Annotated in this window: 16 protein-coding genes and 1 tRNA gene; 9 read left to right on the top strand and 8 right to left on the bottom strand. The window is 63.9% G+C overall.

The features are described from left to right. Positions 1–25 precede the first annotated feature (25 nt). The 3 genes from D4765_RS09685 (at position 26) to D4765_RS09695 (ending at position 4,480) form a co-directional block, all read left to right on the top strand. Complete coding sequence (locus D4765_RS09685; RefSeq protein WP_237280349.1) at positions 26–1,291, top strand: EfeM/EfeO family lipoprotein; 1,266 nt, start codon at positions 26–28, stop codon at positions 1,289–1,291. Continuing rightward, the gene (efeB, locus tag D4765_RS09690) at positions 1,288–2,544 is read left to right on the top strand and encodes an iron uptake transporter deferrochelatase/peroxidase subunit (RefSeq protein WP_136642098.1); all 1,257 of its coding nucleotides are present in this window, start codon (positions 1,288–1,290) and stop codon (positions 2,542–2,544) included. The genes D4765_RS09685 and efeB overlap by 4 nt, the downstream gene beginning before the upstream one ends. 61 nt (positions 2,545–2,605) lie before the next feature. Then, positions 2,606–4,480, top strand: a complete 1,875-nt coding sequence (locus D4765_RS09695) for a phospholipase C (RefSeq protein ID WP_136642099.1) — start codon at positions 2,606–2,608, stop codon at positions 4,478–4,480. Between the two features lie 234 nt (positions 4,481–4,714). Here D4765_RS09695 and D4765_RS09700 read toward each other — a convergent pair. Together D4765_RS09700 and D4765_RS09705 are read right to left on the bottom strand one after the other, a co-directional pair. After that, a tRNA-Ser gene (locus D4765_RS09700) sits at positions 4,715–4,805 on the bottom strand. A gap of 133 nt (positions 4,806–4,938) precedes the next feature. Further along, complete coding sequence (locus D4765_RS09705) at positions 4,939–5,619, bottom strand: hypothetical protein (protein ID WP_136642100.1); 681 nt, start codon at positions 5,617–5,619, stop codon at positions 4,939–4,941. Positions 5,620–5,780: 161 nt separating this feature from the next. Between D4765_RS09705 and D4765_RS09710 the strand changes: the two genes are divergently transcribed. Together D4765_RS09710 and D4765_RS09715 are read left to right on the top strand one after the other, a co-directional pair. Then, on the top strand, positions 5,781–6,128 hold the full coding sequence (locus D4765_RS09710; protein ID WP_136642101.1) for a LysR family transcriptional regulator: 348 nt from the start codon (positions 5,781–5,783) through the stop codon (positions 6,126–6,128). 285 nt (positions 6,129–6,413) lie between these two features. After that, positions 6,414–7,763 (top strand): NtaA/DmoA family FMN-dependent monooxygenase, encoded by a 1,350-nt coding sequence (locus D4765_RS09715; RefSeq protein WP_136642102.1) that lies wholly within the window; start codon positions 6,414–6,416, stop codon positions 7,761–7,763. Between the two features lie 69 nt (positions 7,764–7,832). Here D4765_RS09715 and D4765_RS09720 read toward each other — a convergent pair whose 3' ends face one another. Continuing rightward, entirely contained in the window at positions 7,833–8,408 is a 576-nt protein-coding gene (locus tag D4765_RS09720) for a TetR family transcriptional regulator (protein ID WP_161580405.1), read from the bottom strand. 116 nt (positions 8,409–8,524) lie between these two features. On the opposite strand from D4765_RS09720, the gene pgi reads away from it, so the two are divergent. The 3 genes from pgi to D4765_RS09735 are packed head-to-tail and all read left to right on the top strand — an operon-like array spanning position 8,525 to position 11,964. Next, positions 8,525–10,258, top strand: a complete 1,734-nt coding sequence (gene pgi / locus D4765_RS09725; protein WP_136642104.1) for a glucose-6-phosphate isomerase — start codon at positions 8,525–8,527, stop codon at positions 10,256–10,258. Between the two features lie 51 nt (positions 10,259–10,309). Next, the gene (locus D4765_RS09730; protein ID WP_136642105.1) at positions 10,310–10,987 is read left to right on the top strand and encodes a bifunctional 4-hydroxy-2-oxoglutarate aldolase/2-dehydro-3-deoxy-phosphogluconate aldolase; all 678 of its coding nucleotides are present in this window, start codon (positions 10,310–10,312) and stop codon (positions 10,985–10,987) included. Between the two features lie 8 nt (positions 10,988–10,995). Continuing rightward, positions 10,996–11,964 carry a sugar kinase gene (locus tag D4765_RS09735; RefSeq protein WP_201799279.1) on the top strand — a complete coding sequence of 323 codons (969 nt, stop codon included), beginning with the start codon at positions 10,996–10,998 and terminating at the stop codon, positions 11,962–11,964. A 22-nt stretch (positions 11,965–11,986) separates the two neighbouring features. On the opposite strand, the gene D4765_RS09740 is transcribed toward D4765_RS09735, so the two are convergent. From D4765_RS09740 to D4765_RS09755, 4 genes are read right to left on the bottom strand one after another with little or no spacing between them, the layout of a single operon-like run. Beyond that, positions 11,987–13,072 carry a sialidase family protein gene (locus D4765_RS09740; protein ID WP_136642106.1) on the bottom strand — a complete coding sequence of 362 codons (1,086 nt, stop codon included), beginning with the start codon at positions 13,070–13,072 and terminating at the stop codon, positions 11,987–11,989. A 3-nt stretch (positions 13,073–13,075) separates the two neighbouring features. Next, positions 13,076–14,521 (bottom strand): ABC transporter substrate-binding protein, encoded by a 1,446-nt coding sequence (locus D4765_RS09745; protein WP_136642107.1) that lies wholly within the window; start codon positions 14,519–14,521, stop codon positions 13,076–13,078. A gap of 55 nt (positions 14,522–14,576) precedes the next feature. Further along, positions 14,577–15,434, bottom strand: coding sequence for a carbohydrate ABC transporter permease (locus tag D4765_RS09750; RefSeq protein ID WP_136642108.1), 858 nt, complete (start codon positions 15,432–15,434; stop codon positions 14,577–14,579). A gap of 6 nt (positions 15,435–15,440) precedes the next feature. Then, complete coding sequence (locus D4765_RS09755; protein WP_136642109.1) at positions 15,441–16,349, bottom strand: carbohydrate ABC transporter permease; 909 nt, start codon at positions 16,347–16,349, stop codon at positions 15,441–15,443. Positions 16,350–16,464: 115 nt separating this feature from the next. Between D4765_RS09755 and D4765_RS09760 the strand changes: the two genes are divergently transcribed. After that, positions 16,465–19,266 carry a glycoside hydrolase family 99-like domain-containing protein gene (locus D4765_RS09760; protein ID WP_136642110.1) on the top strand — a complete coding sequence of 934 codons (2,802 nt, stop codon included), beginning with the start codon at positions 16,465–16,467 and terminating at the stop codon, positions 19,264–19,266. Here the strand turns inward: D4765_RS09760 and D4765_RS09765 are convergent. Then, positions 19,257–20,357, bottom strand: coding sequence for a GntR family transcriptional regulator (locus tag D4765_RS09765; RefSeq protein ID WP_136642111.1), 1,101 nt, complete (start codon positions 20,355–20,357; stop codon positions 19,257–19,259). The genes D4765_RS09760 and D4765_RS09765 overlap by 10 nt on opposite strands. Between the last annotated feature and the right edge of the window lie 25 nt (positions 20,358–20,382).

Genomic DNA, 20,382 nt, shown 5'->3' on the forward strand with positions numbered 1-20,382 from the left:
CAGAGCCAGTTCGGGGCGTGTTTTGGTGGCAGGGCAGAGAGATCAAGGGGAGTCGGGCGATGCCGCCGTGGCGAGTTCGCTCGCACGGCGGCGTTCGCTCCGACTGATCTCGGCCGCCGTCCTGGTACTGATCGTCGGCGCCATCGTCGTCGTGGCTTTCATCGCTGCGCCTGGCCCGACAAAAGGGGTCGCTGCGGCAGGCCCGACTGTTTCAGTGTCGACCGATACCTGCGGCAGCGGCTGGAGCGGGCACGATGCCGGCCAGCAGTCGTTCACCCTGCAGAACACCACCGTCGCCGGCGTAGAAACGTACCTTCAGGATCCGGTTTCACGAGCGACGTATCTAGATGTGGAAGGTCTCGGCACGACCGCCAGCGTCGACGTCAACCTCGTGTTGAATGCCGGCGACTACCAGTTCGTCTGCCTCCCGGCCGACGCAGATCCGGTGCTCGGCCCGGTCTTCTCGCTGGGCCCTGACCACGAAGGTCGAACGCTTTTCGCCAATGCCACCCCCGGCATCGTGCCGGTGACCCGTAACGACATGATTCCGATCGCCAAGCAGTACGGCGCCTGGATAACCGCCCAACTGCCTGCGTTGCTCGTCGACACGCAGCTTCTGCAGTCAGACATCGTCGCCGGAAACCTGACCGCAGCCCGGAGCGACTGGCTCACCGCGCATCTGGCGTACGAGCAGCTCGGTGCCGCGTACGGCGCGTTCGGCGACCTCGATAGCGCCATCAACGGAATGCCGGCGTCGGGCTCGACGGCTCTTACCGACCCTGGCCTCACGGGGTTTCACCGCATCGAAGCACTGCTCTACTCCACTGCAGCTGCCACCGACATCACAGGGCCCACCGGCCAGCTCGTCGCCTCCGTCAGCGATCTGCAAACAGCGTTCGCGTCGGCACGCATCGACCCACTCGATGTCGGGCTGCGGGCGCATGAGATTCTCGAGAACGCTCTGCAGTTCGAGCTGTCAGGGCGCACCGACGCGAACAGCGGCACCGAACTGGCCACCGTCTCCGCCAATCTCACGGGAACGAACGCCGCACTGGCTCCGCTTCGGCCGTTGCTTGCCACACGGTACCCGCCAGCCGCCCTGGCCGACACCGATGCGGCACTCAGCGCCGCCGAAACCCTTGTCACTTCTTATCGGCATGCTGACGGCACCTGGACGCCTCTCAGCGCTCTCTCGCAGACCGAGCGGGAACGCATCAACTCCGCCATCGGCAATGCCGTCGAACTCCTCGCCCCCGTCGCTGCCATCTGCGACATCCGAAGGGAATCATGAAACACACTGACGGTTCGGCGCACGTGGGCCGTAGAGGCTTTCTGCACGGCCTTGTCGGGGCAGGTCTGGCCGTTCCGTTGACGGTGGGCGCGGGGCTCGGAACATCGACCGCCCTCGCCGACACCGGTTCTTCGCCGAATCAGGATGCCCCCACGTACCCCTTCGAGGGGGAACATCAGCAGGGCATCCTGACCCCGTCCCAGAAGCACGCGAGCTTCGTCGCCTTCGACGTCACCGCGACGACGCGCTCGGAGTTGCAGTCCCTCTTCACGGTACTCACAGACCGCACCCGCTTTCTCACCGCAGGTGGCACCCCCGTCGACCCCGGGCTCACCGCACCCCCGACGGACTCGGGCGTGTTGGGGCCGGATGTTCCCGCCGAGAACCTGACGATCACTCTCTCTGTCGGATCATCGCTCTTCGACGACCGTTTCGGCCTCGCGGGTCTCAAACCGGCCCGCCTCCGCGTGATGGACGACTTCGCCAATGACGCGCTCGATCGCGCTGTCTGTGACGGCGACCTGCTGCTGCATCTCTGCGCCGACAACGAAGACACTCTCATTCATGCGTTGCGCGATCTCATGAAAAAGACCCGCGGCAGCATGCAAGTGCGGTGGCGAAGCGACGGATTCACCTCACCCTCCCGCCCGACCGGCACACCGCGAAACCTGCTGGGGTTCAAAGACGGCACGGCGAACCCACCCGTGGGCGACACACCGAGCATGGCCGGCCTGGTGTGGACCCAGGGCGGTGTCGGCGACGAGCCAGCCTGGGTGACGGGTGGCAGCTACCACGTGGTGCGCCTGATCCGTATGCTCGTCGAGTTCTGGGACAGAGTGTCGTTGCACGAGCAAGAGAACATGATCGGCCGGCGTCGCGCGACGGGCGCGCCCCTCACGGGTACTGCTGAGTTCGATGTGCCGGCGTACGATCTCGATCCCACCGGCGACGTCATCCAGCTGGATGCGCACATCCGGCTGGCGAACCCCCGCACCGCCGCTGCCGCGAACCAGCAGATGCTGCGGAGGCCGTACAACTACAACTCGGGGCTCGATTCGAACGGCAACCTCAACATGGGGTTGATCTTCTCGTGCTTCAACCAAGACCTCGACCGTCAATTCGTGGCCGTGCAGAAGCGGCTGGCCGACGAACCGCTGGTCGATTACATCTCCCCCTTCGGCGGCGGATACTTCTTCGCGCTACCCGGCGTAACCGGCGCGACCGACTATTTCGGTCGCGCACTGTTGGCCTGACCCTGCTCTGTTCATTTCGCTTCTCACGTTCCGCGCAAATCAAACGAAAGAGGTCCCACCCATGTTTCGTCTCACACAGAACCGGGCGGTCAGGGTTGCAGTACCCACGCTCGCGTTAGCCGGCATGCTGGGAGCGGCCCTGCTGGCCTCTCCCGCTGTCGCCAACACGGGCGATGCGTCGTCAGACACCACCACGCCGATCAAACACGTTGTGGTGATCTTCGACGAGAACATCTCGTTCGATCACTACTTCGGCACCTATCCGAAGGCGGCGAACACCGATGGAACCAGCTTCACAGCTGCGGCCGGCACCCCCACGCCGAACAACCTGGTGTCGTCGAACACGCTGACCGGCAATCCCAATCTGTATGACCCGAGCCGGCTCAGCCCGGCCCAGGCCATCACCTGCGACCAGAACCACGGTTACAGCGCTGAGCAAGCGGCCGAGAACAACGGTGCGATGAACATGTTCGTGCAGAAGACGTCGACCGACACCTGCACGGGCCAGACCACCAGCCCCGGGCTCGCGATGGACTACTACGACGGCAACACGACAACCGCCCTGTGGAACTACGCCCAGAACTACTCGATGAGCGACAACTACTGGGACACCACGTTCGGCCCCTCAACCCCAGGCGCCCTCAACCTGGTCTCGGGCCAGACGCACGGCGCTGTGGCCAAGAATTCGGTCACCGGTGCGACTCTGACCAGCAGTACCGCGGTCATCTCCCCAGACGCGAACGGCGTGGGTACCGTCATCGGCGATCCCGACCCGGCGTACGACGACTGCTCAGACAACAACCACACTTCGACCTCTGCCACCGTGGCGATGCAGGGCACGAACATCGGCGACCTTCTGAACACCAAGAACGTGACCTGGGGATGGTTTCAAGGCGGCTTCGCCCCCACCACCGCGTGGAGCGGAACCAGCGGCACCTATGCGACCTGCTCAGCGACGACGACCAACGTCGGCGGTACAGCTGTACGCGACTACTCACCGCACCACTCTCCGTTCGAGTACTACGCCTCGACCTCGAACCCGCATCACCTCGCTCCTACGTCAGACGCGATGATCGGGCACACTGACCAGGCCAACCACAACTACGACCTCTCGAACTTCAGCACTGCGCTCAGCCAGAACAACCTCCCGGCCGTGTCGTTTCTGAAGGCCCCCGAGGCACAGGACGGGCACGCTTCCTACTCCGACCCGATCGACGAACAGAAGTTCCTCGTCAACCAGATCAACGCCATCCAGAGCTCGCCCGAGTGGTCAAGCACGGCGATCGTCGTCACCTACGACGACTCTGACGGGTGGTACGACCACGTTGCACCGACCATCCTGAACGGTTCAACCGACTCGAGCACCGACAAAGCGACCTGCACGACTTCGACTGCCCCCGTTGCCGGCGGCTACCAAGACCGCTGCGGCCCGAGCCAGCGCCTGCCGCTCGTTGTCATCTCGCCCTACTCCAAGCAGAATGCCATCGACAGCACGGCCACCGAGCAGACCAGTGTCACGAAATTCATCGAAGACAACTGGTCGACCGGGCGCATCGGCGACTCCTCGTTCGACGACCGCGCCGGTAAGCTCACCGGCCTGTTCGACTTCGCAAACCCGCAACAGCGCGCCGTGCTGCTGGCGGCCGACGGTTCGGTCTCGTCGATCGTTCCCGTCGCGGTAGGTTCGCAGCCGACTTCGACAGCCACCCCGTCGAGCTCAGCCCCTCCCGCGTCGGCGGCCCCCACATCGGCGGCAACGACGACGGCATCCGGGCCGAACTCAGGCGCACTGGCCAACACCGGCCTCGAAGTCACCGGCTGGGTCTCACTCATGGTCGTGCTCATCGGCGCAGGCGTGACCCTGCTGATGGTTCGCCGACGCCGACACAGTGCTGGCGGCACTGATCGACCACGATCAGGCGACACCCCGAAGTAGCGCACCTCGGTGTGCCGCTCAGCGACAGTGGATGAGGCCGTGTGACGCCTCGCTGCAGTCGGTGAAATGGTGTGAGGGCCCCCGGGCGAAAGTGGAGTTGCTCAGACGACCGCTTACGACCCGGAGGGCCCTCACGTCAACCGCGACGCGCATGCGCGTGGGCGAGTCAGACCACTCGCTTGCGCAACGCGAGCGCCGTTCGTGAAACGACGGTCTGACGAGGATTTTTTCTTGCGGAGCCGGTGGGATTTGAACCCACGGAGGAGTATAAACCCCTCTCCACCTTAGCAGGGTGGTGCACTAGGCCGAACTATGCGACAGCTCCTAGGTTGTTGCCTCAGTAATCATAGCCGATCCGCCGGGGCCCGTGGATGCACAGCGAAAGGGCCCCGACGGTTTTCGTCGGGGCCCTTCAGCTGTGGTGCGAGGGTGGTGCGTGGTGCGGGTGGTGCGGGGTGTTACTTGGTGTTGACGGTGATCTTCGCGACACCCACGAGCAGGCCGGCCTTGACGGCGGTCGTGTTGTAGGTCTTGTTCAGCAGTGCGGCAGCGTCAGCTGACACGTGCACGGTCGTGCCCTCGAGGATCGCGGTACCGTTCGTACCGGTCTGCAGCGGCTTCAGCGTTGAACCATCGAGATCGAACAGGAATGCCTGCTTCGCGACCGATGCACCGTTCGCGGCGACATCACCGTAGAGCTTCGAGGTGCCCGGGTCGATGGTGAAGTTCGTGAGGTCGACCTCGATACCGCCACCGGTCAGGCTCAGACCCGAACCGGCGTGATCGATGGTGCCCTGCACGTAGGGGCGGTACGACTGGGCCGGGTCGTAGTACTTCACGTTACCGCCCGTGATCGGGAACGCGAGAACGCCGGCCTGTGACAGGGTTGCGGTACCAATGACACCGGGGGTGAGGGAGAGGCTCTTCAGTGCGGCGAGGAACCCGGCATCGACCGTGACCTCGGTATCGACACCCGACAGGGCCGGGATCGTCGCGATCGGGGTGCCGTTCGTGGAGGCCGAAGCCGAAGGAGACGACGTCGATGACGATGTCGTTGAGGAGGTCGAGCAAGCGGCGAGAGAGAACGCGAGCAGACCCGACGCCGCGATAGCGAGCGAGACAGTTTTGATGTTGCGCATGAGGGGGAGTCCTAACAGGCTGTGTGCGAGAAGCGGTTGCCATCTCGATAGCAGTAGTTCGGTCACCCCCACAAAAAGGTTTGGTCTCAGCCTGAAGCTCCTCCGAGCATCCGATCACGGCTGGCGTAGTCTGGGGGTCTCACCACGACCGAACGGATGCTGTGAACAGCGAACTCACGCGCCACTTCGTGGCAGCGGCCGATCAACTGCACTTCGCCCACGCTGCACGCTCACAGGGCGTGTCACGGGCCACGCTGGTTGCATCAGTGAAAGAGCTCGAGGCCGAACTCGGGTACCCGCTGTTCGACTACGAAGCCACCAGCACAACGCTCACCCCGGCGGGAATCGCGTACCTGAAGAAGACCAAGATCGAGCTCGCGAAGTCGGCTGCGGCCGCCGCGGCCGATGTTCCGGCACCCGGTGGCAAGGCGAAAGCATCGAAGGGCAAGGGGCGGGCTCCCGCGGTCAAGGGCGCCTCGCGCGTGGGCAAGCGGCGCCAGTCTCGCTGACATACGGCTGCCGGATGCCCGGCCTCCCCCGAGGGCGGCCACAATAGTTCAGCCCCCGTGAAACACCGGAATGATCAGGTAGACCCCGAACAACGCCGCGGTCTCAGACGGACTCGACGCTCCTCCGTGCTCCCGGGCATCCGACTGGCCCGCGTCTATCGCACGCTCGTGGCATGGTGACGTAACACGGCGTGTGCTGGCGCGATACGTGCCCGAAACAGATGCTCTCTAGACTTGAACTGATCAGTTCACTTGTGCCGCGATCCGAGTCAGGGAGACACCATCATGACGAAGAAAATCACCATTGGAATGTTCCAGACCGGCGGTGTGCGGCCCACCTGGAAGATGCCGGGGCGCGAGGCGGAGCCCAACTTCACCGACCTCGGGTACTGGACAGAGTTGGCGAAGAAGTGCGAAGCCGGCGGGGCCGACTTTCTGTTTCTCGCCGATTCGTACGGCTACCCCACCCTGAACGGGTCGATCATCCCCACCTCCATCGAGCGCAACGTGCAGTTCTCCACCGTGGATGCGCAGATGCTGATGTCAGCGATGGCCGCCGTGACGAGCACGCTGGGCCTTGTCACCACCGTCTCGACCACCGTCGAAAAGCCGCCCATCGTCACCCGGCAGTACCGCACGCTCGACCACCTGACGAAGGGGCGCATCGGCTGGAACATCGTCACCGGCTCGGGGCAGGCCGGCTCGGCCCTGCTCTTCGGCGAACCGCTGATGCCGCACGGCGATCGCTACGCGAAGGCCGACGACCACGTCGAGCTGTCGCTGAAGTACTGGGAGGGCAGCTGGCAGAGCGACGCCCTCATCGCCGACAGCGCGTCGGGCACGTGGGCAGACCCCGCGAAGGTTCACGAGATCGAACACGACGGCCCGCACTTCTCGGCCAAGGGAGTGCTCGTCACGCCGCCGAGCCCGCAGGTCACGCCCACTCTGTTTCAGGCAGGAGCCTCGGAAGCCGGCCGAACCCTCGCCGCCAAATACGCCGAGGCCGTCTTTCTCGCGGCCGAGTCGAAGGCTCTCGCCGAGCAGATCAACGACATCCGGCGCCGCGCCGAAGAGAACGGGCGCGGCCGCGACGCCGTCAAGTGCCTCATCGCGGGCACCTTTCGCGTCGCCGACACCGACGAGCAGGCCCGCGCAGAGCACGAGGCGCAAACCGAAGCCGTCAGCCTCGAGCACGCCGCCACCCTCTACGCCTACTTCACCGGCATCGACCTGCTCTCGCTCGACTTCGACAAGCCCATACCGGCCGCGGCGGCGAACGGCGACAACGGCCGCACCAACGTCGAACGGTTTCTCGGCGAGAACGCACCCACCGTACGCGAGATACTCACCGAGTTTCGTGCGAACGGCGTCATGGGGCGCCCCTACCTCGGCACGGTCGAGAGCGCCGTCGACCAGGCCGTGGCCATGCTCGAAGAAACCGGTGCCGACGGGCTGCTCGTTCAGCCCGAGCCCGACGGCTCACACGACGTGTTCTTCGAGAAGGTGATGCCAGAGCTGCGTCGGCGCGGCCTGATCGCCGACGCTCCGGCCGGAACCACTCTGCGCGAACACCTCTTCGGCGCCGGCCACAAACTGCTGCCCGACACCCACCCCGGGGCGCGCTTTCGCCGCTGAGCGCCCGCCCGGGCATCCGGTGGCCACCCAACAAGGCCACCCCGCGCCGACGCAGTAGAACGCCGACGGCTATTTTCCGTAGGGGGCGAGCAGCGCCCTGATGGCTGCCGGATGCGCGGAGTCGAGCAGCTCTTTCGAAGCGCCCCGCACGAGGTCGAACTGCAACCCGCGCCAGAGCCCCAGCACCTGAACGCCCACAATGCGGGCAGGGGCCTCGTCGAACCCGTCGGCGACCAGCGCTGCGTGCAGGCCGTTGGACCAGTTCGTGCCCATTGTGGTGAGAAGACGCTGGTTCTCTTTTGGCTTGTGCACGGCGAGGCCGAATGTCTCGAAGAACAACCGCAGAAACGGCATGTTGTCGGGATGACTGATGGCGAGCCACGCGGCATCGAGCCGATCGGCCAGCGGGGCGCGGCCGGTGAGGTTCTCTGTCATGGTTCGCAGCCGGGGAAAGCGGGCGAAGACCACGAGGCTCGCCTCGGCGAGAAGGTCTTCTTTCGAGCCGAAGTAGTACAGCAGCATGCGGTTGTTCGAGCCGATCGAGCGAGCGAGACCGCTGAGGCTGAGGGCACTGACGCCTTCGACCACGATGAGATCTGCCGCCAGTTCGAGAAGCCTCTGGCGTTCGTTCCTCTGATCTCCCATACCGATCAGAGTAACGAGCGGCGCCGAAGGCGAGAAGGAATAGGGTTGAGGGAGCCCTTGCCGCAGTGGCGCGTTCTTCTCGGGGCTCATTCCGTTCTGGCGTTCAGGAGACCACAGTGACCGAGTCCGTTCCCGTCGATTCCGCTTCGACCGATGCCTGGAAGCACCTCGAAGGCATAGCCGAAGACTTCTCCCCCGACCTCCGCGGCTGGTTCGCCGCCGATGCCTCGCGAGCCGCGACGTACACGTTCCAGGCGGCCGACCTCACGGTCGATCTGTCGAAGTCGTTTCTGACCGAAGAGATTCTCGGCCACCTGCTGCAGCTGGCGAACGATGTCGACGTCGCCGGTCGCTACCAGGCCATGATCGAGGGCCGTCACATCAACGTCACCGAAGACCGCGCCGTGCTGCACACGGCCCTCCGTCGCCCGAAGAACGGCGCGGGGCTGGTACCGCCCGCGGGCTTCGTGGTCGACGGTGAAGACATCGATGCTGCCGTGCATCACACCCTCGACAAGGTGTACGCGTTCGCCGACACCGTGCGCTCGGGTGAGTGGAAGGGCGTCACCGGCAAGCGCATCGAGACCGTCGTGAACATCGGCATCGGTGGCTCAGACCTCGGGCCGGTCATGGTGTACGACGCACTGATGCCGTATGTGCAGCCGGGCATCCAGTGCCGTTTCGTGTCGAACATCGACCCGAGTGACATTTTCGAGAAGACCGCAGACCTCGACCCCGAGACCACCCTCTTCATTGTCGCGTCGAAGACGTTCGGCACGCTCGAGACTCTGACGAACGCACGCCTGGCGCGCCAGTGGCTGTGGAATGCCCTCAGCACGACCGGTGCCATCAGCGACTCAGACGCCGACCGAAAAGACGCTGTCGCCAAGCACTTCGTGGCCGTTTCGACCGCGCTCGACAAAGTCGAGGCCTTCGGCATCGACCCGCAGAACGCGTTCGGCTTCTGGGACTGGGTGGGCGGCCGCTACTCGGTCGACTCCGCCATCGGCACAGCGGTCATCGTTGCCATCGGGCCCGACAACTGGCGCGAGTTCCTCGCCGGGTTCCACGCGATCGACGAGCACATGCGAACCACGCCGCTCGCTCAGAACGTGCCCGTTCTGATGGGGCTGCTCAACGTCTGGTACACAAACTTTCTGAAGGCTCAGAGCCACGCTGTGCTGCCGTACGCACAGTACCTCAGTCGTTTTCCCGCATATCTGCAGCAGCTGACGATGGAATCGAATGGCAAGAGCGTCAAGTGGGATGGCTCGCCCGTGACGACCGACACAGGTGAGATCTTCTGGGGTGAGCCGGGCACGAATGGCCAGCACGCGTTCTACCAGCTCATCCACCAGGGCACCCGGCTGATTCCGGCCGACTTCATTGCGGTTGCGAACCCGGCCAGGCCGCTGAAAGACGAGACCGGCGACGGGCACGGCGTCGAGCCCGGGCAAGACGTGCACGCCCTGTTCATGGCCAACTTCTTCGCCCAGACCAAAGCCCTGGCCTTCGGCAAGACGGCCGACGAGGTGCGCGCAGAGGGCACGGCCGAGTCTGTCGTGCCGGCCCGGGTGTTCGCGGGAAACCGGCCGACCACGTCGATCCTCGCGCCCGCGCTCACACCGAGCGTCATCGGCCAGCTGATTGCGCTCTACGAGCACATCGTGTTCACCGAAGGAACCATCTGGGGCATCGACTCGTTCGACCAGTGGGGAGTGGAGCTCGGCAAGCAGCTGGCGCTGCAGGTCACGCCCGCCGTCGCTGGTGACGCCGCAGCACTCGAGTCGCAAGACGCGTCGACGAAGGCGCTCATCGAGAAGTACCTCGAACTGCGCTCGAACGGGTAGCTCATCCGAGGCCTTCATGGTTGTAATGTTAACTTTATAACTAGTTAACATGTGACGACGTCGTTCGTCGACAACCGTGAAGGCAGCACCGTGACTGCGATTGTTCAACCGCATCAGCCCCTCTCCCGACAGCTCAGTTCGACCGGGCTGCTGGCGATCGTGCGTTCGACCGACAACACTGAGGCGATCTCCCGCGCCACCGCCTTGGTCGAGGCCGGCGTGACGGTGCTCGAAATATCGTTCACCCTCGCGGGTGCGCCTCGGGTCATCGAGTTTCTGCGTGCTGAACTGCCCGCCGAGGTTCTCGTGGGGGCGGGCACGGTGCTCTCTGGCGCCGATGCCGCAGTCGCCGCCGACGCCGGCGCCGACTTCCTGGTCGCCCCGAACTTCTCAGCGGCGGCACGAACCGTGGCCGAGGAACGCAAACTCGGCTACTACCCCGGCGCATTCAGCCCGAGCGAGATCGTCAGCGCCTGGGAGGCAGGTGTCGCAGCAGTTAAAGTCTTTCCGGCCGCCGCGCTCGGCATCGTCTACCTGCAACAGGTGCGCGAACCGCTGCCTCGCATTCCCCTCCTCGCCGTGGGAGGCGTGACTTTTGAGAACGCTGCGACATACCTCGACGCCGGCGCAAGCGCGGTAGGCCTTGGCCGGGCGCTGAGCTCCGCTGAACCGTCACGTCTGCGCGCGTTTGTGACCGAGCTTGCCGAACGACGGGCGGCCCGGCCGTGACCGCGGAGATGATCGCACCGACAGAGACAGCTCCAGGCATCCGCGTGGTGACCATGGGCGAAACCATGGGGTCGTTTTCGAGCGAACGCGCTCATCCGCTGATGCGCGGCCAGTCGCTCTCGCTCAGCCACGCGGGATCTGAATCCAACGTGGCTGTCGCACTCTCGCGCCTCGGCGTGACAACGCGTTGGGTGGGCTGCGTCGGTGACGACGCGGTAGGCCGGATGATCGTGCGGGAGCTGCGGGCAGAGGGTGTCGATGTGCAGGCACATGTCATCGCCGGCGCGGCAACAGCCACGATGGTGAAAGAGCGCTTGTCGCCCGAGCACTGGAGCGTCGGCTACAACCGTTCGAGCTCTGCTGGCTCACGGCTCTCACCCGCACACACCGCTGACGCGCTCACCCCGCAGACAGAATTGCTGCATGTGACGGGAATCACCCTCGCCCTGGGCGGCGGGCCCCGTCGCGCCGTGCTGGCCGCCATCAGCCGGGCTCGGGCCGCCAACGTGCTGGTCTCGCTCGACGTGAACCACCGTCTGGCGCTCTGGAGTGCCGAATCTGCTGGTGCCGTGCTCAGAAAGGTGCTTCCGTTTGTCGACATCGTGTTTGCGAGTGCCCACGAAGCTCAGATGCTCTGTGAAGGCTCATCGCCGAGCGAACTCGCTGAGCAACTCGGTCAGAGCGGTGTGCCCGAGGTCGTTCTGACCATGGGGGCAGCCGGCTCGGTGGCCTACACTCCCGCGTCAGGCCTCGTCGAGTGCCCGGCACGGCCGGCGACAGTTGTCGATCCGGTCGGCGCCGGAGACGCATTCGTTGCCGGCTACCTGGCCGCACGGCTCGAGGGCGAGCCGCTTACCGAACGACTGGCTCTCGGCACAGCGCTCGGCCATGCCGCTGTGAGCACAGCCGGCGATTGGGAAGGCAGCCCGTCACGGGCGCAACTGGCAGCCACCATGGGTGACGACGTCTCGCGCTGACGTCGTCACCCCGACGGGTGCTTCAGAGCGCGCTGATCACCGCGGGTTCTGAGACCTCTGCCACGGTGCCGTCGTCACCGATCCGAAAGAACAGCAGTTCGATCTCTCCACGGGCCGCACGCTCGCGGTCGTAGACGAGTGCGACACGGCCATCTGCCAGCTGGGCGGCATCCGGATAGGTGAGCAGCACCCGATCGTCGAGCACGACAGGTGGCTTCCAGCTGAGCCCATCATCTGTCGAAACCACCGCGGAGAGGCCCGTGCGCTCGGTTGGATGCGCGTTTCGAACGAGCAGAAGCGTGCCGTTCTCGAGGGCTCTGAAGAAGACCCGACTGGAGGTGTGCGGGTTGAACCCCGACGGCCGTACGAGGCTCCAGTTTCTTCCACCGTCACCCGAGAAGGACTCAGCCAGCCCCTCAAGGGTTCGCATGATCATCCACAGCTCCCCCGACGCGCGCTGAAGCACCATGTGCTCATCGAAGGTGCGTACGCCGGCGGCGATGTGCGCACCGCCCCGGTAGACCCAGCTCTCGCCCTGGTCGGTCGAGGCGTACACGTTTGCCTCGCGGGGTTCTGGGAGCCGTGCATCCGGGCCCTGGCCCCACACCGAAGCAGGGAGCAACCATGCCCCGTCTGCCGCCACGATCGGCTTGTTCATTGACACCCCGTTGCTCAACCGCCGCGGCGCCGACCATGTCACGTCGCCCGCGGCACCGACCGACCCGACCCGGGCCCACACACCCCCGCGGCCGTCGAAGAGCTCGGCTACCGACTCGTCGGTCTGGTTCCAGAGATGCCAGAGTCGCCCCAGCGGATCGACCCACAGGTTCGGGTCAAAGGCTCTGATCGATGAGGGCGGCACTATTTCGGCGATGTCGCCCCACGAGGCACCCCCGTCTGCGCTTCGGGCAAGCACGACGGTGTTGGCCGCATCGGGTTCGCGGGGGCCTCCGGTGTACCACGTGGCCCAGAGCACTCCACCCGCGGTCTCGCTGATGCCGGGGATGCCCTGCCACAGCACGGGCGCACCCGATCGACCCTCGACCACCTCCGCCGTTTCCGCGGCTGAGGTGGTGTTCATCTGTTCGGTTGTTCTCGTCTCGCTCATGGCTTATTTCGTGGCCCAGTCTTCTGTCCAGGCCCCGTCTTTGGCGAACTCCTTGGCCGCGTCGTTCCACTGCTCTGCCATGTCAGAGAGCTGGTTGTCGACCGACTTGCTGCCGGTGAGAAAGCCCGTGTAGACAGCCTGGCCCGAGAGCGCGCGAGGGATGAACTGCGGGTCGGGCACACTGGGGCTCAGCGCCCAATCGCCCGAGGTGAGCCCTTCGAGGCCCGGGGCAGGTTTGGCATCGGTGAGCGACGGGATGCCGCCGGTGGCGTCGAGCCACGGCTGCGCGCCATTCGGACTCGAGACGAACTGCAGAAACTTGATCGCCGCGTCGAGCTTGGCGCCCTTGATGTACGACGGGATCATGTAACTCGTTCCGCCGATCGTGGCCCCGAGCCGTGCGGGCTCACCCGTCGACAGTGAACTGTCTGCCTTCGTCACCGTCGGAAAGGGCATGGTGCCCCACTTCCAGCTGACGCCGGCCAGGTTGTTGGCCGAGAAGTTCGCGCCGAATGACATCGCCGCAGTGCCGCCGAGAAACTCTTGACCACCCGTGAACGCTGCACCTGTCGGCGAGACACCAGACCAGTTCGGTGTAGCGCAACTGTCGACGACCTTCTTCGCCAGCTCGAGCCCGGCCGCGATCTCGGGGGTGTTCTGTGGAGAGATCTCACCGGTCAGAATGGCTTTCGAGAAGTCTTTCTTCGAAATCTGCGTCGAGGTTCCTGGCTTTCCGTCTGCCCCGAACGCGTTGAGCTTGTTGAAGTATTTCGTCAGCAGCATCGACATGATGGGCTTCACCGTGCTGTTCTGAGCGATCCAGCTGTTGTCATACGCGAGGGGAGTGAATCCCGCGCTCTTCAATTTGCCGCAGGCTGTGATGAGGTCGCCGAGGGTCTCGGGCACGGCGCTGACGCCGGCTTTCGCGAATGCGTCTTTGTTGTAGTACAACCCGAAGATATAGAGGTTGAGGGGAATGAATTCGTACGAGTTCGCCACGTTACGACCGGCGGTGGCGTTCCGCCCGAAATAGTCCTGGTTGAAGACATCGAGCCACTTCGTGTTGCCCGTGACGTAGGGGTTCGGCTTGGCCAGGTAGTCATCGAGCGCGGTGACCTGCTCGGGGGTATGGGAGGTCTGGGCGAAAATGAGTTCGGGTGCGGTTGCTGCTGCCAGCTGCGTTGCCAAGGTCTGCTTGAACTCGGCGAGCGGCAGTACCGTCGTCTTGACCGTGATGGTGGGCTCTGCCTTTTCGAAACGCGCCACGAGATCTTCCCAGGCGGGGCCGAAACTCGACGGATCGCTGTTCCATTGGTTGGGGCCGGCGAGAGTGATGGTCACCTTGCCCCCCGCGTCTGATGACTGGGCCGAGCATCCGGAGCTGCCGGCAACGACTGCGCCAATGACAATCGTGGCGGCGGCCGCCGTGAAGAAACGCCGATGTTTCATGTTGTGCCTTTCAGAAAGGGTGAACGGGGTGGTGCATAACAGCGCAGGCTGCGGCTCAGTGAGAACCGGGCAGACCGCCTTGGACTCCTGCCAGAAAGTACTTCGACAGAAATGTGAACAAGAGCAGAAGCGGAAGACTGGCCAGAAGATACCCGGCGAACATCGGGCCGAAGTCGGTTCCCGACTGGCCCTGGAAGAAGATGAGCCCGACGCTCACCGTCTTGAGTTCGTTCTGTGAGATAGTCAGCAGCGGCCAGAAGAAGTCGTTCCAGACGCCGATCACGGTGATGAGTGACACGGTGCCGATGACGGGCAGCGAGAGCGGCATCATGATCGACCAGAACAGGCGCGCCGGGTTGGCGCCGTCGACGCGTGCAGCATCGAAGATCTCCTGCGGGATGCCCTCGATGAACGTCTTCATCAAGATGGTTCCGAGCACCGCACCCGCGGCGATGTGGGGAATGATCAGCACCCAGATGGTATTCAGCAGACCGAGGTCTTTCATCATGACGAAGAGGGGGATCAGGCTGGCGATTCCCGGAACCATCATCAGGGTGATGACCATGATGAAGAAGAAATTGCGCCCCGGAAAGTCGAATCGCGCAAGAACGAAGCCAGCCAGAAGGCTCAGGGCGACGATGCCCACGATGGAGGCGGCGGCCACGAGCAACGAGGTCACCATGTAGGGCTGAATCTGCACCCAGGCGACAACATAGTTCTCGAAATGAAAGGGAAACGACGGCAGCCAGTATTCACTGGCGAATTGCTGGTTGGTCTTCACAGACGTGCTGAGCGCGAAGAGGTATGGCAGTAGACCGACGACCGCGATCACCGTCAGCGCCACATAGACGCCGATCTGCTTGCGGCCCGCACGCCTGCGGCGAACCGGCGGCTTCACTGTGAGAGAAGTCATGGCCGATCAGATTCCTTTGACGTTGGTCGTGGTGTCTCTGCGCCGAAAAAGGGCGACGATGGCACTCAACACGATGGTGAAGACGAAGAGAGTGGTCGAGAGCGCTGCCGCGTAACCCCAGGCCTGGCCGTCATAGGCCTGGTTGAGCATCCGGAGTACAGGCACCATCGTGGCGTTGTCGGGCCCACCGTGCGTCAAGATGTACGCGACGAAGCCGTACTGCAGAGTGTTGATGATGACGAGGATGAGCAGCAGCTGCACCTGGCGCCCCATCAGCGGCATGTCGATGGCGAAGAACCGGCGAACACGGCCCACGCCGTCGAGGGCGCACGCCTCGAAGATTTCGTTCGGAATGTTCTTGAGCGTCGAGTAGAAGATCAGAAACGGCAGCCCCGCCACGAAGGGAAACCCGATGAAGAGCAGGGCGATGAGAGCGAGTTCGGGGTTGCCCAGCCAGTTCTGAGCGAAGTCGCCCAAACCGAAGACCCGCAGAATCTGGTTCACAACGCCATTGTTGGGCTGGTAGAGAAAAGACCACACGAGAGCCGTCACAACGCCGGGAAACGCCATCGGCACGATGAGCAGGGTGCGGTAGATGAACTGCGCGCGTTCGCTCTTCAGCGAGACGAGGAGTTCGGCTGAGACGAGCGGAACCACCCACGTGAGCACGCTGAAGGCAAAGATGATGCCCAGATTGCCGAACGACTTCCACCAGATCTCGTCGCCGAACATGCGAACGTAGTTGTCGAGACCGGTGAAGGTCGACGTGAAGCCTGGCTTCCAGTCCCAGAACGAATACCAGATACCGCTGAGGGCCGGGTAGTACTGAAAGGCCCCGAGAACCAGGGCGAGCGGCAGCAGTGCGACGTAGATGCCCCAGTGCGCCCGCTTCTTCTTGGGTGGTAGTACGACCACTCTTCCTCCTCATTGAGCCAGCTGGGCGATATTTCACGCTTGTTGGTGGCAAGCATAAGCATTAGCATCTTAACTTGTCAAACCAACGTGACGGTTCACCCACTAGGAGAAAACAATGAAGTTTGCTGCCTCACCAACCCGTTCCCGACTCAGATCTCTTACGTTCGTCATTGCCGGCACGGTGATCGCCGCCCTTCTGGGCCTGGCGCCGATCGTAGAGAGTGCTGACGCTTCGGAAACGCCGCCTGCTGCACCAATCGCTCGCGGTGCCCAGAACGACGACTACTTCGTAGGAGCGAACTACTTCAGCGGGTGGCGAAGCGGTGACAACTTTCATTTCGACTACCTCAATGGCACCGATTGGCGAGCCGATCATCCGGAGCTGGAGCCGAAGTATGGCTGGTACGACGACACTCAGAGCGTGATCGACCAGCAGATCGTCGACGCGAGCGCGAATGGCCTCGACTACTTCGTCTTCGACTGGTACCCCGAGCGCCCCACCATCAACGATGGCGGCGAGCTGGGCGGGTTGCACACGGGTATGAACCTGTTCCGCACCTCAGCCGAGAAGAGCCGCATGCAGTTCATGATCAACTACATCGACGGCGGTTCGTTCAACATCGGCGCACTGCGCACTCCCGGAATGACGCAGGCGCAATACGAAACGGTTCGAAGCGCCGAGTGGAACACCATCACCGACAAGTGGGTGAGCTTGTTCGCCGACCCGAGCTACGTGAAAATCGACGGCAAGCCCGTGATCGAGATCTACGACGTGCAGCGGTTCACCACCGATTTCAGCACGGGTACCCGCCCCATTCTGAACCCGCATCAACTGGCGCAGGTTCCTGAAGAGCGAGCGGTGCTGCAGTCGGCGGTAGACGTGCTGAAATCAAAAGCCCGAGCAGCTGGATTTCCCGACGTCATCATTGGCGGAGGATTGCAGCAACCCGGCTTCAGTGGCGAATATGTGAGCGCGCATGACTACGACGGGCTCTATGATTTCTTCACCGCGTACGCCTGGCACGACATGAAACGAGTTCCCGCTGCCGACAACAGCTACGACAACCTGATCCGCGACAACCACGACTACGTGTGGAACTACTTCGCCCGGTACATCGACGCGAACAGCGACTACGTGCCGGTGGTCTCTCAGGGGTGGGACAACATCGTGCATCCCGAATACAACTCGTGGACGATCGACAAGACGCCCGAAGCATTCGGCAATTACCTGCGCGAGACGAAGACCTTTCTCGACGAGCATCCGCAGACCAACCTCTCGCCCGGTAGTTCTGTGAAAATGGCTATCATCGGCAGCTGGAACGAGCTGTTCGAGGGCCACTACTTTCTGCCGACCAAGGCCGACGGCGACGCCTACACCAGCCAGGTCGGCCGCGTTTTCGGCACCAATGACCGCGATGGAACCGTGCGTGCGCGGTCGGTGAACCTGTGCGACGAGCTGCATTCGGCCATCGCCACCGCTTCGGCAGCGCCCACGCTCACCAGTGGTGAGGCTGCTGCGCTCGGCTCTGCCACCTCGCACACCGATGCCCTCTGCGAGAGTCTGTCGACGTCGGATGCCGCTGCGATTCGTGCCGCCCTGCCCGGCTCGTCTGGGTTGTCGTCGCAATTCGAAGAGATCCGTGCCGAGTTGGTGAGCGGGGGCACCTCGCCGATGCTGCTCGCGCAGGTCGCGGCCGCGTGGGCCAGCCTGGCAGAGACAGCATTCGGCATCACCGTCACAGCAGGGTCGAGCGACTACTCGGTGACCGCCGGTGAGACAGTGCAGGTGACAGCAGATGTCGAGGTCGACCCGGCCGGGCCCGCGCCGGTTGTGAGTGCTGTCAACTGGCAGCTGCAGTACCCCACGACCTGGCCCGCAGCGACTGTCGCCCTCGCCGGCGAGCACGCTTCGACCGCCGTGACGGTACCCTCCGCCGTCGGTGACGGTGTCATCTACTCCGTTTCTGACATGTTCGCCGGCCCGAGCCCGATGAAAGGAAACCGGCAGGCCGTCGAACTCGGCTACACCCTCACGGTCGGCGGAATCACGGTGTCGTCACGCGTTCCTCTGCCCCTCACCGTCATTCCCGACTTCGCGAGCCGCATCGTTCGCAACGGCTTCGATGGCACCACCGATTCGCAATCGTTCTGGGTTCACAACCAGTCACATGCTCCCGTGTCGGGAACGCTCACACTCGAAACGGTTGCGGGGGTCACCGCTTCGCATTCGTCGGTGGCTCTGACGTTGGCACCGGATGAACGTCGCGAAACAGCCGTCACGTTCGTCAACTCGACCGGGGCCGATGCTCTCGTGGGCGCCACCTTCACGTCGCCTCTGGGTACGGTCGATCTGGGCACGGCCACCGTGAGCCCGAAGGAAGTGACCGTGGGTACCACGGCCGCCCGTGACGGCACGATGCGCTCCGATGGCACGGCAGAAATCAACAACTCGAATGGCCGCCTGCAGGTCGGAAACGCGGCGCGGTCAGACGGCACTCACACCGAGTACCGGCCGGTGGTTTCGTTCACCTTGGCAGACCTCGGTGCCGACCCGCTTTCACGTGTGGTTCTCGACCTGACCGAGTTCGAAGCGGGGGCGCCGACAGACATCGTCATCGAGCACCTCCCCTCGACCGCTGTTCTGAGCGCGTCGAATTTCGGATCGGCCGCCACTGATGCGAAGCCGTTCCCGATCTCTGGCGCGCCATCGTCGACGGGTACGCATCGCCAGATCGACGTAACGAGCTGGGTGCTGGCAGACAAAGCGGCGGGGGTCACGCACAGCACGTTCAGAATCAGACTGTCCGTGGTGGCGCCGAGCACTACCTCTTACCGCACGTTCCGCCCGACAGAGTTCACGCCTTCCGACACCACCGATGCGCCCGTGTTGAAGGTGGTCTACGCGCCTCACGCCTGAATGAGTACCGCCGGAACGTCGCGCACGTGAATCTCCACCGGAAGCACGATGTGCGCGGTGTCATCTGATACCGAGGGGGCTCCCAGCCGACCGAGCAGAATCTCGGCGGCGCGGGAGCCCATCTCTGTCGAGGGCAGAGCGGCCGATGCGACCGTCAGGGGCAACGTGTCATATGGGCCTGCCTCGTCCATCCCGGCCAGCTCGACGGGTTCAGCGCCGTCGGCGCCCCATTCGGCCAGTTCGTTCATCGCGGATGCGAGCACGAAGCCGTTGGCGCAGAGAAGGGCCGTGGGCGGCACTGTTCCGGTGAACATCCGTTTCAGAACCGATGTGCCGGCAGAAGCGCTGGCGGGAAGGTAGGGGCGCAAGGCGGTGAGTTCGCCGATGACGGGCAGCTCATGCTCCCTCAGGGCTCTGAGGTGACCGGCGAGGCGATCACGAACCGAGGTACACGCCACTTCGCCCCAGACTGTTCCGATGCTTCGATGACCACGCGCTATGAGCTTTCTGGTGAGTTCGTAGCCAATGGCGAAGTCATCGAGAATCACGGCATCCGCGGGGATATCGGGCCAGTAACGGTCGGCGAAGACGATTGGAACGTTGGCGGCGCGAAGCTGGGCGATGCTCTCTTCGTCTGCCGCTCCTTCGACCGGATAGATGATGACACCCGCCACTTCACCGGCTGCGGCGCGCTGCAGCGAGCGCGACTGGCGTTCCTCCGAACCGTGGGAGTCGGCTAGAACAAGTTGATAGTCGCGGCTGTCGCACACCGACTCGATGCCTCGCACGACGTTCGCCACGTGGCCGCTCGTGAGCCCGGGAACGATGCACATGATCGATTTCGACTCTCCCACCTTCGCCGGCGCCCGCAGTTCGGCGACAAAGGTGCCGCGACCTCGCTGCCGAGTCACCAGGCCCTCGAACTCGAGCTCGTTGAGGGCTCGTGCTGCCGTGAGCATGCTCACGGCATACAAGTCGCAGATCTGCTGTTGCGTGACGAACGGCTGACCGGGAGTGAAGGCGCCCTGAAGAATCTGAAGACGAAGATCTGCCTTGATCTGCGCGTACTTCGGTTGCTTGCTCGACGGCATTGGTCGTGATCCAATCGCGGGCTCG

The organism is Subtercola vilae, assembly GCF_004923255.1.
Lineage (GTDB): Bacteria > Actinomycetota > Actinomycetes > Actinomycetales > Microbacteriaceae > Subtercola > Subtercola vilae.

Coding starts and splice junctions, on each gene's coding strand:
- D4765_RS09760 (WP_136642110.1), top strand. CDS start 16,465: ATGAAGTTTGCTGCCTCACCAACCCGTTCCCGACTCAGATCTCTTACG.
- D4765_RS09715 (WP_136642102.1), top strand. CDS start 6,414: ATGACGAAGAAAATCACCATTGGAATGTTCCAGACCGGCGGTGTGCGG.
- D4765_RS09740 (WP_136642106.1), bottom strand. CDS start 13,072: ATGAGCGAGACGAGAACAACCGAACAGATGAACACCACCTCAGCCGCG.
- D4765_RS09745 (WP_136642107.1), bottom strand. CDS start 14,521: ATGAAACATCGGCGTTTCTTCACGGCGGCCGCCGCCACGATTGTCATT.
- D4765_RS09750 (WP_136642108.1), bottom strand. CDS start 15,434: ATGACTTCTCTCACAGTGAAGCCGCCGGTTCGCCGCAGGCGTGCGGGC.
- D4765_RS09735 (WP_201799279.1), top strand. CDS start 10,996: ATGATCGCACCGACAGAGACAGCTCCAGGCATCCGCGTGGTGACCATG.
- efeB (WP_136642098.1), top strand. CDS start 1,288: ATGAAACACACTGACGGTTCGGCGCACGTGGGCCGTAGAGGCTTTCTG.
- D4765_RS09765 (WP_136642111.1), bottom strand. CDS start 20,357: ATGCCGTCGAGCAAGCAACCGAAGTACGCGCAGATCAAGGCAGATCTT.
- D4765_RS09705 (WP_136642100.1), bottom strand. CDS start 5,619: ATGCGCAACATCAAAACTGTCTCGCTCGCTATCGCGGCGTCGGGTCTG.
- D4765_RS09720 (WP_161580405.1), bottom strand. CDS start 8,408: ATGGGAGATCAGAGGAACGAACGCCAGAGGCTTCTCGAACTGGCGGCA.
- D4765_RS09695 (WP_136642099.1), top strand. CDS start 2,606: ATGTTTCGTCTCACACAGAACCGGGCGGTCAGGGTTGCAGTACCCACG.